We start from the raw sequence: 14,599 nt of genomic DNA on the forward strand, positions 1-14,599 counted from the left end.
CCTCATGAGGCCCCCTTCAGCTTGAAGGCCCTGGTGAGCAGGGCAGCGACGACCGTGAGTGTGACGATCATCAGGACGAGATAGGTCAGCGACATCGCGCCGCTGTACCCGGTCTGCTGATCCCTGAGGCCTTGGATGTAGAGGTAGTAACCCGGGGTCTCCGTGGAGGAGCCCGGCCCGCCGGAAGTCAGTACGTAGACGCTGTCGGAGAGTTTGGACGCCTCGATCAGCCGGATGATGATCGCCGCGACCGACACCGGCGCCATCAGCGGGAAGGTCACCTTCCAGAAGGTGCGCCAGGTGCCGGCGCCGTCGATCGCGGCGGCCATGAACGGTTCCTTCGGCAGGCTCAGCAGCCCGGCCAGCAGCAGCAGGAACATGAAGGGCGTCCACTGCCAGACCTCGACGGTCATCAGCGCGACCAGTGCGGGCCCGGACTCGGTGAGCCAGGGGATCCGGGTCAGGCCCAGCATCCCCAATAGATCGTTCGCCGGCCCCAGCGACTCATGGAAGATCGTCTGCCAGATGGCGGCCATCACCACGGGTGTGGTCATCATGGGGACGAGGAACAGCACCCGCCAGAATCTGCGGCCTCGTACCTCGCGCCAGACCAGCAGGGCCATGCCGAACCCAAGGACGTACTGGATCAGGACCGTGCCGCCCGCCAGCAGGATCAGCCGGGTGATGGAGGACCAGAAACGGCTGTCGTGCAGCATCGTGGTGTAGTTGGCCCCTCCGATGAAGTCCATCTGAGGGTTGCTCACGTTCCAGCCGGAGAAGCTGACGCGGATGGTGAACAGAAGCGGGAAGATGATGATCAGAAAGAGCGTGAGCAGTCCTGGCAGCAGGAACATGCTCTTGTACCGGCGCAGGCCGTCCATGGTTCTCCTAGCGGAAGGGGGCGGGCGTCCCCGGGTGGCCGGCCGGTCCGGTCCGGCCACCCGGGGCGTCCTGCGGTCGGATCAGGAGTTGTCCTCGAGCGCGACCACATGGCGATAGGCGCTCTGGACCTTGTCCTTGCCGATCTGGTCGGTGATCCTGGACCATTCCCGGGCCACGCCGTCCAGTGCCTGCTGCGGCGACTCCTGGCCCGCCACGGCCGACGCGATGCCGTTGGCCAGGGCGGACATGTACTGGTTGACACCGGGAACGCGCAGGTCAAAGACGCGGTTGCGGCTCTTCTCCATGCCGGAGAGCGTCAGTACGTATGACTCGGCGACGTCCTTCTTCCAGCCCTGCTTCTCCCAGAACGCCGGGTCGAAGTGGGAGTAGCGGTACGGGTTGACACCGAATCGGCCGATGGTCAGGTCGAGGGCTGTGTTGGCCTCGTTGCTGAAGAAGCACAGGTAGTCGAATGCCATCTGCTGGTGGCGTGAGGCCTTGGCCACCGCCGAGGTCCATCCCCAGGTGAAGTAGGGTGCCTGGTTCGCCTTCTTGTCCCACGACTTCGTGGCGCGGTTGTAGACCTCCGAGGAACCCGGCAGCGGCGCCGCCTGAACCTTGTTACGGATCCTGCTGTCCGGCTGCTGGGCCTGGATGAAGGCGTCGTCCCACGAGTACGACATCAGCGTCTGGCCGCCTCCGAAGGAGAAGATCTCGTCTCCCAGACCGAAGTTGGCCCCGCCGGGTGCCCAAGTGGACTTGGCCTTCACCATGTCCTGGAGGGCGCGGACGAAGCCGGGCGTGTTGATCAGCGGCTTCATGGTCTTGACGTCGAAGAAGACACCGCCCTTGACGGCCGGGTTCTTCACGTAAGGCGCCGCCCGGCTGATGAACGCGGAGAACGTCAGGTCGTCGCGCTTGGTCACCTCGGCGCTGCCGTAGTTGCGCTTGCCGTCGCCGTCGAAGTCCTTGCCGCTGAAGAACCCGGCTACCTTCTGGTACTCGTCCCAGGTCTTGGGGACTTGCAGCTCCTTGCCCGTGGTCTGCTTGTACGCCGCCTTCCACTTCGGGTCCTTCAGCACATCGGTGCGGACCTTGAGGTAATGCCGGTCACCGTCCACCGGGTACTGCACGACCTTCCCGTTCCAGGTCGCCACGTCCATGTAGGACTTGGTGACGTCTTTCATACCGGGGGTATCGAGGTACTCCTGTGGCACCGGTTGCAGGTACGGGGCCATGTCGCCGATCCACAGGGACGGGTAGAACATGACGTCGTACGCCGGCTGGCCCGCCTGAAGAGGCGTGAGGATCTTCTGGTGCAGCTCACCGAAGGGGACGTTGACGACCTCGACCTTCCCGCCGGTGATGTCCTCGAACTGCTTGGCGTGCAGCTGGGTCGGCTCGCCGATAACAGGAACGGCGTGACTGATGATCTTCAGTGTCTGGCCGGAGTAGTCCTTGCGGCTGATCTCGTCATAGCTGCAGGGTCCGGGAACGTCCTTGACCTTCGTGGCCGGGTAGTCCTTGCCGTACTTCTGGTAGCTGATCTCCGAGCCGGGCTTGAAGAGCCCGGCCTTTTCCTTGGGCTTTTGCTGTGCCTGGTCCTGGGCGGTGCACGCGGTGGCGGTCAGGGCCGCGACGGCGGCGACGGCGACCAGGGCCCGGTACGGTCTGCTGCGCATGGGGATTCTCCTGCGGTGTCAGGGGATCAAGATCGCTCGGCCGCGTACGGCCCCGGCGTCCAGGTCGTCGAGGGCCTGCTGGAAGGAGGCGAGGGGGTAGCGCTGGGTGTGCAGGGTGACCTTGCCGAGGGCGGCCAGGACCATCAGCTCCGAGAGGTCGTTGTAGGACCCCACGAGGTTCCCGATGAAGTTGATCTCCGTGGAGATGACGTCGATCGTCGGAACGTGGAGGCGACCGCCGTAGCCGATGACGTAGTAATTGCCGTTGCGGCGCAGACAGGCCACGCCCGTCTCGACGGCGCCCCCCTCACCGACGAAGTCCAGGACGGCCTCCGCCCCGTGCCCCGAGGTGAGGTCCCGTACACGGTCGGCTTCGCTTCCGTCCGCGACGAGGGTGTGGTCGGCGCCCAGTTCCTTGGCCAGAGCCAGGGCCTCCGGGCTGCGGTCAATGACGATCATCTCCACCGGAGACAGGGCCCGCAGCACCTGAATTCCGATATGTCCGAGCCCGCCGGCACCGATGACCACCGCCTTGTCGCCGGGCCGCAGCACCCGGGCCGCCTTGGCGACGGCGTGGTACGCCGTGAGCCCGGCGTCGGCCAGGGCCGCCACCGAGGCCGGCTCGAGCGACGGGGCGAGGGGCACCACGGACCGGGCGGTGGTCTTCAGGTACTCGGCGTAGCCTCCGTCGGCGTCGATGCCGGGAAAGGCCGAGTTCATGCAGTGCACGTCGTCGCCGGCCCGGCAGGCGCGGCACAGACCGCAGGTCACCAGCGGATGAAGGATGACCGGGTCTCCGACCTTGACGTGGGTGACGGACTGGCCGACCTCCGCAACCCAGCCGGCGTTCTCGTGACCGATCGTGTACGGGAGGGCGACCCCGCTCTTGTCCTTCCACTGTCCTTCGAGGATGTGCAGATCGGTCCGGCAGACTCCGGCGCCCCCGATCTTCACGATCACATCCAGCGGACCGGTGATCTGCGGGTCCGGGACGTCCACGAGCACGGGTGGCTCGTCGTATTCGATGACCTGCACGGCTTTCATGGCGGCTCCCTGCGAGTCGGCGGATGGATGGTGCGCCGATTACACAGGCCGCCGTTCACGGGTCGATGTCTCAGAAGCCGTCCGCGTATGTCTCAATGTGATACAGAACGTAGGGGCGACGCCGTCGAGCTGTTCCAATCAGTTCACCGACGTATGTGACGCGCGCCGTACGGGAGTGTTAAATGCCCCGATACCAACCTGGGAGCTCACTGAGAGCAGCCAGAGAGCTCTATCTGGAAGTCACCAAGGATCCGAGGGCCCGGCCGCTCGTGGTCGCCTCATGGCAACGCTCGATCGAGTACGAGGTGAAGTCGGGCAGCCTTGACGCTCCCTACCTGGACAACCCCAATCTGGACTGCCCCCTGGCCAGGGCGGCGCTGCCCATCCTGGACAGGCTGCACGAGCAGCTCGCCGACGACCCGGTGTCCACGATGATCACAGACCGGAACGGTGTGGTGCTCTCCCGGAAGGTGTCCAACGAGGGTCTGACGACCCACCTCAACCGCGTGCGTCTGGCCCCGGGCCATGTGTTCGCCGAGCGCTACGTGGGCACCAACGGCATCGGGACCGCGCTGGCCAGCGGACGCCCGGTCGTGATCGCCGGAAGAGAGCACTACGTCGAGGAGTTGCGGGACTTCCACTGCGCGGCCGTACCGATCCTGCATCCCACCCGGCGCACCCTGCTGGGAGCGTTCAACCTCACCACCATCCGTCAGGGCTCCGACGGCATGCTGATGGCCTTCGCCCGCTCGGTCGCCGCCCAGATCGAGGCCGAAATCGCGGCGATCGCGTCGCGGCGTGAGCGGGCTCTTTTCCATGACTACATGGAGGCGTGCTCCTCGGTGCGCCCGGGAGCCGTGCTGGCCCTCAACCGCGATGTCGTCATGATGAACGAGCAGCTCAGCGCCACCGTGACCGGGCCGGATCACTATGCGCTGCTCGACCACGCCCGTGAGATCGCCGACCATACCCGGCTGGAGGGGACCCGCAGCATCGCACTGCCCTCGGGACGGGTCGCAGAGCTCAGGGTCAGTCGTTGTCGGCGCGAGGACAGCGACGTCGGCGTCGTCTTCCGAGTCCGGCTGATCGGACGGCCCCAGCCCACTCCTGCGGTTTCCGCCGCGCCCGCCCGCTCCAACCTGGGACTGGTGGGCTCGTCCCCGCACTGGCTGCGCGCGGTCGCCGACAGCGAAACAGCGTTCGTCGCCCGGACATGGCTTCATCTCCTGGGCGAAGCCGGCGTCGGCAAGACGACGCTGGTCGAGGCCCTGCACCGGGCCCACGGCGCCGGACGCCGGCTGGAGGTGACGGAAGCGCCGCTGTCGGATTCACCGGCCGTCACTGAGCGCTGGCTGCACGACATCCGAGAGCTGCTTGTCGTGCCGTCCAACGTGCTCGTCCTGAGTGATGTCCACCTGTTGGACGACCAGCTGCGGCAGCGGCTGACGAACCTGCTGGTGCAGCTGGACGGAGGCGCGACCGGGCAACTGGTCATGACCAGCCAGCCGTCGATGGTCAGCGCCGACTACCGGCTCGACCAGCTCTGCGGCGCCTCGGTGGAGGTGCCTCCCCTACGTCATCGCTATGGGGACGTCGAGCACCTGGCGCGGTTCTTCCTGCGTAAGTACCGGCCGAGCGGCGAGAGCAGGTTCTCCCCGGACGCGCTGTCCATGCTGCAGCGATGCCCCTGGCCGGAGAACGTCCGGCAACTGGAGTCGGTGATCCGGGGCTTGGCGCGGCGGCCTTCGAGCCGGATGATCCACGTGGAGGACCTACCGCCGGAATGCAGAGTGTCGTCGAACAAGGTCCTCACCACCATCGAGGCGCTGGAACGCGACGCCATTCTGCGTGGGTTGATGGACCGCAACTCCAATGTCCAGCGCACCGCGCAGGACCTCGGGATCTCCCGCGCCACGATGTACCGCAAGATGCGCCGCTACGGGATCGTCCCGTCGAGCCTGACCTGACGGACCGCCTTGGCCTGCGAGGGGCTGGCGTGCCGGTTCTTCGGGGTGCTCGTGCTGGTCATGGGCGGGAGTCCGGGGTCTTGATCGTCTGACGGGGCGGGCCGGTCCCACGGCGGGAAGTCGGCCAGGCACGGCCCGGCCACGAAGTTACTGACCTTGCTGGCGTGATGTCGTGGGATGCTGACAAGTTGTCGGACCCCAGCCGCGCGTTCCGGAAGCGAGCACGGTGGCTATGGGCTACTGGGCCGCGCGGCGTGCGGGGGTGTCCGGGAAGCGGCGGGGGGCCTGGTCTGCGACGAGGAGCTGGTGCAGGCGGGCAAGCGCGGCGATCAGGGCGTTCCGTTCGTCGTCGTCCGCGCCGGCCAGGGCGGCGGTCAGGGTTTTGTCGGCCCGTCCGGTGCGGCGCTGTTCGCCGTCCGCGCGTACGGCCTCGGTGAGGTCGACCAGTGTCTTGCGACCGTCGCTGGGGTCGGCCGCAGTGGTCGCCCAGCCGCGCTTGGCCAGGGCGCGCACGCTGGTGGAGACGCGGCTTTGGGCCAGGCCGGTGCGCTTGGCGATGTCCCCGACGGCACTGCGACCGTTGAGGAAGAGGTCTTGCAGGACCAAGAACTCGCCTGGCGCCAGGCCGAGTTCGTCGGCGCCCATGTCCTCAAGGGCGATCTCGGCCAGTCGGCGGCCGAGCTGGTACACGTCGCTCATCTCCATCCCCCCAAGATACATCTCCCCATATTCATCTCTCAAGATGCATCTTGACAGATGAATCTTTCGGAATGCATCTTTGGAGATGTAGATGGGCGGCCAGCCCGACCCCACTGGAAGGACACCATGAGCCCCAGCGACTACCTGCTCTACACCGGTCTGTTCGTCGCCATCCTTGTCACCCAGCTAGGTACCCGGCGTCCCGACGCCAGGCGGCTGCTGCTGCCGGTCGCGATCGTCGCGGGCGTCGGCTTCAAATACCTGCGGACCATGCCATCCGGGGACACGGCCCGTCTGATCGAAGCGGCCGGGTTCGTGGCCGGCCTGCTGTTCGGCCTCGTTTCGATCGCGCTGATCAAGATCCACCGGGATCCGGCCGACTCCCGCCTCGTCACCGTCGCCGGCTGGCCGTACGCCGCACTGTGGACGGTCGCGATGGCACTACGCCTCGGCTTCGCCTATGGCTCGACCCACTGGTTCACGCATGTCCTGGTGACCTTCTCCATCCAGCACCACGTACCCCCGGCCACCTACGGCGCCGCGTTCGTCCTGATGGTGCTCTCCATGATCACTGTCCGGACCGCCGGAGTCCTTGTCCGCGCCCGCAACGCAGGCGCCACCATCAACCTCAGCGGATCGCGCCTCGTGCGCCGCCTCACCCGCTGAACACCGCGCCACGGCACCGGGTATGCCCCACGGCGCACATCCCCACCAGCAGATGAGCGAAAGCATCGCACGACCCGCTGCGACAAGACGCCCGAGAGCTACCTCGCCGGACTCCATCTCCGCACAGCGACCATGTGGATCAACAGCCTCCTGAAAGGCCGGATGCTTCAGCCGGGCGACGCCGACAGATGGATCAGGATGCCGCACACCTCGTCCACGATCTCCCGGGCCTCCGTCTCGTCCTCACAGTCGCCCAGCTGGCGCGCCGCCCCTCCGATGACCGTGGTCAGCACGCTCACCCGGACCCGGCCGGCGCGTCGCCGCTCGTCCACCTTCAGGAGCCGGGCGTTGCGCCGTACCCATGCGCGGTCCCACTGGCGGCGCAGCGCGTCGAAGCCGGCCGGGCCGTCGTCCTCCGCGAGGAGCCTGGCGAGCCTCCGGTTGTCCCAGGCGCCCCCCAGATACGCCCTGGCTCCCGCCACGAAGAGGGCGATGGGGTCGTCCACACCACGGCTGCGTTCGGCGGTCAGCGTGGCCGCGGTCCGGTGCTCCTGCTCCTCCCGGAATTCCTCCCAAAGGGCGAGGTAGAGCCCACGCTTTCCGCCGTAGTGCTGGAAGAGGGTGCCTGCGGGGATGCCGGAGCGCGCCGCGATCTCGGCCAGGCCGGCGTCCGTGTAGCCGCGCTCGGTGAACACCTCCAGCGCGGCGTCCAGCAGCGTGCGCCGGATCGTTCGGTTCTGCACGGCGTGCCCTTCCGGCAGGCCTACGCCCCCCTGCCCACCCGGCAGCTGACGTGCCGCCCCGGTCCCGGCAGGTTCCATGATGCTGTTCACTGGCAATCCCCTCTTTCCCCGGCCTCGTCGCGGATGGCGAGGGCGACCAGCAGTTCCAGGAGGTCGGCGATCCGGCGCGGGTTGCGGCCGGTGCGTTCCTCGATGCGGCGCAAGCGGTAGTGCGCCGTGTTGTGGTGCACCCGCAGCCGGTCGGCGGCCAGCCGCAGATTGAGGTCCGCCTCCGCGAAGGCCCGTATGGTGGCGGCCAGCGTGTCGCCGCGCCTGCGGTCCTCCTCGAGCAGGACACGCACGCGGGGATCGACCAGCTGGCGGGCGAGGTCGTCGGCGCGCAGCGCCAGGTAGTCGAAGGGGGACAGCCGGGGCAGCGCCGCCACCCCGCCCCCGCTCGGCGCCAGGTCGAGAGCGGCCCGCGCCTCCTCGTATGCGCGCGGCAGTTCCGACGCGCCCTGTGCGACTGTGCTGATGCCCATGGAGAGCATGGTTCCTTCCCGCGCGAGCCGCCGCTGCACGGTCTCGAAGTGGGTGCATATGTCCTCTGCGTTCATGCCGGCCCGGACCACGGGCACGGCCACCACCTCGCCATGGCGCACGACGACCAGGGTCCTGCCGGCCCAGGGCCCGGCGACGCTGATCGACGCGCTGGTGGCGTACCCGTTCTCGGCCGAGGCGAGGTCCCCGGTGCGCGTGTCGGCCACGCACACCGCCACGACCACCATCATCGGCGAGCGCGGCCCGATGCCGTACGCTTGCGCCGCGGCGGACAGTGGACCGCGTGTCGGTGCCACGCCGGCCAGTAGTTGGTCGAGGAGATCCCGCCGCTCCCGGTCGGCGTCCGCCACCACATGCTGCTGGTACTCGACGTATGCCTGTGCGGCATGGGTGCTGGCGTAGTCGACGTACCGCATCAGCGGCGTGACGAGGGACAGCGCGGCCTGCTGGGCCTCGGCGGATGTGCCCGCGCACTCCAGCAGCGCGTCCCACATCACCTGCCGGCCGACCCGGAAGGCACTGATCCAGTCCTCCAGGGCGAACCCCGCGCGCGCTCGGCGCATGGCTGCCACGCGGCTGAAGACGAGGTCTTCCGGGGCGATGTCGCGGTCGCCGGCGAGCGCCGCCAGCTGCATCCGGTAGTGCTCGAGCACCTGCTCCCGTACCTCGTCGAAGAACCGCTCGTCCTGTAGTGCGTACGACGGGATCTCCGCGCGCATCGCCTCGACGGCGGTCTCCGCCACCTCCTCGACCCGGTCGTGGACGGCGTGCAGGATCCGCCACCGTTCCCGGCGGAGCGGTTCGGAGAGTTGGGGGGTGCCCAGGGCGGGACCACGCGGCATGGCGCCGATCGTCGCCGTCCGCCTCGTGCTCCGTCAACAGGCGCGGGGTGAGACATCTCCGGGCACCTGTTCGCGGCGCACAGTTCGGCGACCTGGAAGTTGGGTGCTCGCACCCAATGTGCGCCGGGAAGGCCCCCACCTAGTGTGACGCTCGCCCACATCCCAGCACCTCGGAAGGGGCGTCACTCATGCTCACGGTCGACGGTATCACCGTGCATTTCGGCGGGATCACGGCCTTGGACGGTGTCGCGTTCACCGTCGAGCCCGGCACCGCCGTAGGGCTCATCGGACCGAACGGAGCCGGCAAGACCACTTTGTTCAACTGCCTCACCAGGCGCTGTACCCCCGATGCGGGAACGGTGCAGTTCGACGGTGAGGACCTGCTCACCCTGCCGCCGCACGCCGTGGCCGGACGCGGCATCGCCCGCACCTTCCAGAACCTGGGCCTGTTCCCGCGGCTGACGGTCCGGGAGAACGTCATGGTCGGCGCCCACAGCCGGGGGCGCACCGGACACCTCGCCGCGGCGCTCCGGCTGCCCCGCGTCCGGCAGGAGGAGGGGGAACTGCGTGACCAGGCGGACGATCTGCTGCGGCGGCTCGGCCTGGCGGACGTCGCAGACCATCCCGCATCCGGGCTGCCGTTCGGCACGCTCAAACGCGTCGAACTCGCCCGGGCGCTGGCGGTTCGGCCCCGGCTGCTGCTGCTCGACGAACCCGTCAACGGTCTCAGTCACGGCGAGGTCGGCGAATTCGCGGATCTGGTCCGGTCGGTGCGCCGGGACTTCGACGTCACGCTCGTGGTGGTCGAGCACCACATGGGGTTCGTGATGGGTCTGTGCGACAGGGTGGTGTGCCTCGACTTCGGGCGCAAGATCGCTGAGGGCCCGCCGGAGCAGATCCAGCGCGATCCGGCCGTCATAGAGGCGTACCTGGGGGTGGCCGCGTGAGCGAGCCCACCACCGACCGCCCCGGGACCGGGGTGACAGCGGAGCCGGACTTCCTGACCGTGTCCGGCCTGCACGCCGGATACGGCCAGGCTCGTGTGCTGCAGGGCCTCGACTTCCGTGTCGCCCGCGGCGAGGTGTGCGCCATCCTCGGGCCCAACGGCGCGGGCAAGACCACGACGCTGCGGGCCCTGTGCGGCATGATCCGCGGCCGCGGATCGGTGTCCATGAACGGTAAGGAACTGCTGGGCCGCCCGCCCGAGCAGGCCGCCCGGCTCGGTGTGGCGCACGTGCCCGAGGGCCGTGGCACCTTCAACGACCTGACCGTCGAGGAAAACCTGCGCATCGGCGCCCACCTGCGCACCGGTCTCCGGCGGCGGGGCCGTGCCGAGCGTGCGGCCGTGGCGGCCGACCTGGAACGGATCTACGACTACTTCCCCAAGCTGCGCCAGCGGTCCCGGCAGGCCGCGGGCAGTCTCAGCGGCGGCGAGCAGCAGATGCTCGCCATCGGCAGGGCGCTGATGCTGCGGCCCGCGCTGCTGCTGCTGGACGAGCCGTCCCTGGGGCTCGCGCCCCTGGTCACACGGGAACTGTTCGAGATCGTCCGCACCGTCAACGAGGAGGAGCGCACCACCGTGGTCGTCGTCGAGCAGAACGCGCAGCTCGCGCTGGACATCGCGCACCGGGCGCACGTGCTGGAGGCCGGCCGCCTGGTGCTGTCGGGACCGGCCGCGCAGATCCGCGAGGACGGGCAGGTCGCCGAGGTCTATCTCGGAGTCCCGGCCCGCTCCGGGCAGGGCGGGTGAGCACTGTGACCGAATTGCTGCAGCAAGTGGTGGAAGGGGTCGGCTCCGGCGCGGTGTACGCCAGCCTGGCACTGGCCCTGGTACTGATCCACCGGTTCACGGGGATCGTCAACTTCGCACAGGGCGAACTCGCGATGCTCTCCACGTACGTCGCCTGGCAACTGGTGGCGTCCGGAATGCCCTTCTGGCTGGCACTGCCGGTCACCCTGGCGGTCTCCTTCGCCGGCGGCATGCTGGTCGAGCGGATCATCATCCGCCCCGTGCAGGGTGCCCCCGAACTGACGGTCGTCATCGTCACGGTCGGCCTGTTCATCTTCGTCAACGCGATGGCCGGACTGATCTGGTCGTTCACCGTCAAGGACTTCCCGCAGCCGTTCCCCGACGGCGGGATCGACCTGGCAGGGGTGCGCGTGGACTGGTCCACCCTCGGAATCATCGGCGTGGTGGCCGCAGTGATGGGCCTGCTGTATCTGCTCTTCCAGCACACTTCGATCGGCCTGGTGATGCGGGCGGTCGCCTGCAACCCCGCCTCCGCGCGGCTGTCGGGCATCCGCGTGAGCCGCGTGCTGATGCTCGGCTGGGGGCTGGCCGCCATGGTCGGCGCGGTGTCGGGCGTGCTGGTCGCTCCGCTGCTGTTCCTGGAGCCCAACATGATGGGCGGGGTGCTCATCTACGCGTTCGCCGCGGCCACCCTCGGGGGCTTCGACAGCCCGGTCGGTGCGGTCGTCGGCGGCCTGTTCGTGGGCGTCGCCGAGACGCTGACCGGAGCGTACGTCGACGTGATCGGTGCCGATCTGAAGGTGGGCGTCCCCCTGGTGATCATCCTTGCGGTTCTGCTCCTACGCCCCCAGGGTCTGTTCGGACGAGCGGCGGTGGAGCGCGCATGAGCACGATCGTCGCAACACTCGGCACAGACCGCGCCCGGCGTCTGCGGGCCGCGCTGACCGTGCTGCCCGTGACGGCAGTCGTCGTCGGCGCACCGTTCTACTTCGCCCCCTTCCAGGTCTTCCAGTTGACCATGGTGCTCCTGTACGCCGTGGCGCTGGCCGGACTGAACCTGCTCGTCGGATTCGGCGGACAGATCTCGCTCGGCCACGGCGCGTTCTTCGCGGCCGGCGCCTACACCGCGGCGATCATGCTCGACCGGTACGACACCGGCCACCCGGCCACCCTGCCGGTCGCGGCCGCAGCATGCTTCCTTCTGGGCCTGGCCTTCGGAGTGCCCGCGCTGCGGCTGCGCGGGCTGTACCTGGCCCTGGTCACCCTCTCGTTCGCGGTGTTCCTGCCGCCGCTGCTGAAGCGGCTTGGACCGGTGACGGGCGGCTCCATGGGCCTGACCGTGGACAAGTTGCAGCCGCCCGCATGGAGCGGGCTGGCCGAGGACCAGTGGATCTACTTCGTTGTCCTCGCCGTCACCGCGGTGGCCCTGCTGCTCGCCCGCAACCTGCTGCGGTCCCGGGTCGGCCGGGCACTGCTTGCGGTGCGGGACAACGAGAGCGCCGCCGAGGTCATGGGCGTGCGGCTGTCGCTGCACAAGACCTTCGCCTTCGCCTGGAGCGCGATGTTCGCGGGCGTCGCCGGGTGCCTGTACACCTGGGTGATCGGCTTCGTCTCGCCGGACTCGTTCACCTTCGTGCTGTCCATCACGCTGCTGGCCGGCCTGGTGGTCGGAGGGCTCGCGTCGCTGTACGGACCGCTGCTCGGTGCGGCGTTCGTGATGTACGTGCCGAACGTGTCCCAGGACCTCAGCGAGGCGGCACCCGGTGTGGTGTTCGGCCTGCTGATCATCGCGGTGATGTTCGTGGCTCCGACCGGACTCGCCGGTCTGCCGGACCGTGTCCGGGCCGCTGTCGCCCGTCGCCTGCCCCGCCACGCCGCCGCCCTCGACCGGCCGCCCGGGGCCCGATCCGCGCCGGATGCGCAGCCGAAGTCCCAGGCCGCATCCGGCCCCTCCGCAATCCCCAGCCCCGCGGACCCTGCAGTTGCCGACGCCGAACCCGTGGGCGCACCGCCCCGCACGGAAAAGGAATGAATCACATGCGAAAGACCACCGCTCTGCGGGCGGCCGCGGCCGCCACCGCCGCCCTGCTCACCGCGACCGCCTGCAGCACCCAGCGAGGGCAGGACGCCCAGGACACCGCCGCCGGCGGCGCGTGCAAGGGCCAGCAGACCACCGGCATCACCGACAAGACCATCAAGCTCGGCGGGATCTACCCGCTGTCCGGGCCGGCCTCCGCGTACGGCACGATCAGCAAGGGTGTCGCCGCCTACTTCAAGTACGTCAACGACCACGGCGGCATCGACGGCCGCAAGGTGCAGTTCGTCGTCCGCGACGACGGCTACCAGCCGCCCAAGGCGGTGGAGGAGGCCCGCAGACTGGTCGAGCAGGAGAAGGTCTTCGCCGTCTTCCAGACCCTGGGCACCCCGTCCACGGCGGCCGTGTGGGACTACCTCAACCAGCAGAAGGTGCCGCAGCCCTTCGTCGCCACCGGCGCCTCCGCCTGGGGCACGGACACCAAGCACCCCTGGACCATCGGCTGGCAGCCCAACTACGTCGCCGAGGCACGGGTGTACGCGAAGTACCTCAAGGACGAGAAGCCGAAGGCGAAGGTCGCGGTTCTCTACCAGAACGACGACTTCGGCAAGGACCTGCTCGGCGGGTTCAAGCAGGCCGTCGCCGGCAGTGGCGTCAAGGTGGTCGCGGAGGAGAGCTACGAGGTCACGGACCCGTCGGTCTCGGCGCAGATGACGAGTCTCGCCCGCGCCAAGGCGGACGTGCTGCTGGACGTCACCACGCCCAAGTTCGGCAGCCAGGCCCTTGCCGCCGATGCCAAGAACACCCGGTGGAATCCGCTGCACATTGTGAACAACGTGTCCTCGTCCGCCGCGGTGCTCAAGCCGGTCGGCTTCAAGAACGTCCAAGGGGTGGTATCCGCCACGTACTTCAAGGACCCTGCCGACCCGCAGTGGGCGAACGACCCCGAGATGAAGAATTACACAAGCGCCATGCACGAGTACGCCCCCGACGCCGACCCGGCCAACCAGTTCAACGCCTATGGCTGGGCCGTCGCCTCCAGCCTGCACAAGGCCCTGGACGCGATGAAGTGCCCGACCCGCGAAGGGCTGCGGGACGCGGTGCGCAACCTGAAGAACGTGAAGGTCGGCCTGCTGCTGCCCGGGGTGGCCATGTCCACGGGCCACGGCGACGCCTTCCCGATCGAAACGATGCAGCTGATGCGGTTCAAGGGCGAACGGTGGCAGCTGTTCGGCAAGCCGGTGGACACTCGCAAGGAGTTCGGTCCGCTGGCGAAGTGAACCGGCGGGGGTGGTCCCGGTCGATGCCCTGACCCATGGGACCGCCCCCGCCCTCATCGACGTGGGGGCGGCGGGTGACGGGACCCGTCGCCGCCCGCGTCCGACGGCATGCCCCCGACGTGGACATGAGTGCGATGGACGAATGGTCGGTGCCGTCGCGGGTGTCAGGTGCCCGTGGTGGCGTCAGCCGCCGGGCTGCTGGAGGTGACCAGGCACCGGTCGGCGGTGGCGGCCGCGGCCGCCCGCAGAGCCCTGCCAGAGGTCCGACCCGCCGTCGATGATGCGCTGTTCACAGTGGTCGCTTTCGTGAGGAGTACGCCGGTGGCGCGAGCCGGCATCCGGCGGCGTGACGGTCCGTCCGCTCGTCGTGATCACGAGACGAGGGCGCCTGCCCGCCCCGCCGACGGGACGCGATGGGAGCCGGCCGCGGGGGAGATCTGCAGACGCTGGCCGCGGTAGGGCCCGGGCA

General features: G+C 68.8%; 13 protein-coding genes. 7 read left to right on the forward strand and 6 right to left on the reverse strand.

Annotated features, from left to right (window positions below; all coding sequences use genetic code 11):
* Nucleotides 1-2: 2 nt before the first annotated feature.
* From Q8A52_RS36610 to Q8A52_RS36620, 3 genes are all read right to left on the reverse strand, one after another.
* Nucleotides 3-881, reverse strand: coding sequence for a carbohydrate ABC transporter permease (locus Q8A52_RS36610; protein ID WP_316759559.1), 879 nt, complete (start codon nucleotides 879-881; stop codon nucleotides 3-5).
* Between the two features lie 81 nt (nucleotides 882-962).
* Nucleotides 963-2,564 carry an extracellular solute-binding protein gene (locus tag Q8A52_RS36615; protein WP_316759562.1) on the reverse strand — a complete coding sequence of 534 codons (1,602 nt, stop codon included), beginning with the start codon at nucleotides 2,562-2,564 and terminating at the stop codon, nucleotides 963-965.
* Between the two features lie 18 nt (nucleotides 2,565-2,582).
* Entirely contained in the window at nucleotides 2,583-3,608 is a 1,026-nt protein-coding gene (locus Q8A52_RS36620) for an NAD(P)-dependent alcohol dehydrogenase (protein ID WP_316759565.1), read from the reverse strand.
* Between the two features lie 182 nt (nucleotides 3,609-3,790).
* Between Q8A52_RS36620 and Q8A52_RS36625 the strand changes: the two genes are divergently transcribed.
* Entirely contained in the window at nucleotides 3,791-5,575 is a 1,785-nt protein-coding gene (locus tag Q8A52_RS36625) for a sigma-54-dependent Fis family transcriptional regulator (RefSeq protein WP_316759568.1), read from the forward strand.
* Nucleotides 5,576-5,812: 237 nt separating this feature from the next.
* On the opposite strand, the gene Q8A52_RS36630 is transcribed toward Q8A52_RS36625, so the two are convergent.
* A complete protein-coding gene (locus tag Q8A52_RS36630; protein ID WP_316759570.1) occupies nucleotides 5,813-6,280 on the reverse strand; it encodes a MarR family winged helix-turn-helix transcriptional regulator in 468 nt (155 codons plus the stop codon).
* A gap of 120 nt (nucleotides 6,281-6,400) precedes the next feature.
* On the opposite strand from Q8A52_RS36630, the gene Q8A52_RS36635 reads away from it, so the two are divergent.
* A complete protein-coding gene (locus Q8A52_RS36635) occupies nucleotides 6,401-6,940 on the forward strand; it encodes a hypothetical protein (protein ID WP_316759574.1) in 540 nt (179 codons plus the stop codon).
* 167 nt (nucleotides 6,941-7,107) lie between these two features.
* On the opposite strand, the gene Q8A52_RS36640 is transcribed toward Q8A52_RS36635, so the two are convergent.
* Entirely contained in the window at nucleotides 7,108-7,683 is a 576-nt protein-coding gene (locus tag Q8A52_RS36640) for a TetR/AcrR family transcriptional regulator (RefSeq protein WP_316759576.1), read from the reverse strand.
* An 86-nt stretch (nucleotides 7,684-7,769) separates the two neighbouring features.
* A complete protein-coding gene (locus tag Q8A52_RS36645; RefSeq protein WP_316759577.1) occupies nucleotides 7,770-9,065 on the reverse strand; it encodes a PucR family transcriptional regulator in 1,296 nt (431 codons plus the stop codon).
* Nucleotides 9,066-9,253: 188 nt separating this feature from the next.
* Here Q8A52_RS36645 and Q8A52_RS36650 point away from each other — a divergent pair, with 188 nt between their 5' ends.
* The 5 genes from Q8A52_RS36650 to Q8A52_RS36670 are packed head-to-tail and all read left to right on the forward strand — an operon-like array spanning nucleotide 9,254 to nucleotide 14,130.
* Nucleotides 9,254-10,012 (forward strand): ABC transporter ATP-binding protein, encoded by a 759-nt coding sequence (locus Q8A52_RS36650; RefSeq protein ID WP_316759579.1) that lies wholly within the window; start codon nucleotides 9,254-9,256, stop codon nucleotides 10,010-10,012.
* On the forward strand, nucleotides 10,009-10,815 hold the full coding sequence (locus Q8A52_RS36655; protein WP_316759582.1) for an ABC transporter ATP-binding protein: 807 nt from the start codon (nucleotides 10,009-10,011) through the stop codon (nucleotides 10,813-10,815). Before Q8A52_RS36650 ends, Q8A52_RS36655 begins: the two co-directional genes overlap by 4 nt.
* 5 nt (nucleotides 10,816-10,820) lie before the next feature.
* The gene (locus Q8A52_RS36660) at nucleotides 10,821-11,702 is read left to right on the forward strand and encodes a branched-chain amino acid ABC transporter permease (RefSeq protein WP_316759584.1); all 882 of its coding nucleotides are present in this window, start codon (nucleotides 10,821-10,823) and stop codon (nucleotides 11,700-11,702) included.
* Nucleotides 11,699-12,847 (forward strand): branched-chain amino acid ABC transporter permease, encoded by a 1,149-nt coding sequence (locus Q8A52_RS36665; RefSeq protein ID WP_316759586.1) that lies wholly within the window; start codon nucleotides 11,699-11,701, stop codon nucleotides 12,845-12,847. Before Q8A52_RS36660 ends, Q8A52_RS36665 begins: the two co-directional genes overlap by 4 nt.
* A gap of 5 nt (nucleotides 12,848-12,852) precedes the next feature.
* Nucleotides 12,853-14,130 (forward strand): ABC transporter substrate-binding protein, encoded by a 1,278-nt coding sequence (locus tag Q8A52_RS36670; RefSeq protein ID WP_316759588.1) that lies wholly within the window; start codon nucleotides 12,853-12,855, stop codon nucleotides 14,128-14,130.
* Nucleotides 14,131-14,599: the final 469 nt, after the last annotated feature.

The sequence above is a fragment of the Streptomyces herbicida genome (assembly GCF_032656585.1).
In the GTDB taxonomy this organism is placed as follows: Bacteria; Actinomycetota; Actinomycetes; order Streptomycetales; family Streptomycetaceae; genus Streptomyces; species Streptomyces herbicida.

What these genes read in the sequence shown, in the direction of transcription:
- Q8A52_RS36610 (WP_316759559.1), bottom strand. Translation starts at nt 881, where the DNA reads ATGGACGGCCTGCGCCGGTACAAGAGCATGTTCCTGCTGCCAGGACTG.
- Q8A52_RS36615 (WP_316759562.1), bottom strand. Translation starts at nt 2,564, where the DNA reads ATGCGCAGCAGACCGTACCGGGCCCTGGTCGCCGTCGCCGCCGTCGCG.
- Q8A52_RS36620 (WP_316759565.1), bottom strand. Translation starts at nt 3,608, where the DNA reads ATGAAAGCCGTGCAGGTCATCGAATACGACGAGCCACCCGTGCTCGTG.
- Q8A52_RS36625 (WP_316759568.1), top strand. Translation starts at nt 3,791, where the DNA reads ATGCCCCGATACCAACCTGGGAGCTCACTGAGAGCAGCCAGAGAGCTC.
- Q8A52_RS36630 (WP_316759570.1), bottom strand. Translation starts at nt 6,280, where the DNA reads ATGGAGATGAGCGACGTGTACCAGCTCGGCCGCCGACTGGCCGAGATC.
- Q8A52_RS36635 (WP_316759574.1), top strand. Translation starts at nt 6,401, where the DNA reads ATGAGCCCCAGCGACTACCTGCTCTACACCGGTCTGTTCGTCGCCATC.
- Q8A52_RS36645 (WP_316759577.1), bottom strand. Translation starts at nt 9,065, where the DNA reads ATGCCGCGTGGTCCCGCCCTGGGCACCCCCCAACTCTCCGAACCGCTC.
- Q8A52_RS36650 (WP_316759579.1), top strand. Translation starts at nt 9,254, where the DNA reads ATGCTCACGGTCGACGGTATCACCGTGCATTTCGGCGGGATCACGGCC.
- Q8A52_RS36665 (WP_316759586.1), top strand. Translation starts at nt 11,699, where the DNA reads ATGAGCACGATCGTCGCAACACTCGGCACAGACCGCGCCCGGCGTCTG.
- Q8A52_RS36670 (WP_316759588.1), top strand. Translation starts at nt 12,853, where the DNA reads ATGCGAAAGACCACCGCTCTGCGGGCGGCCGCGGCCGCCACCGCCGCC.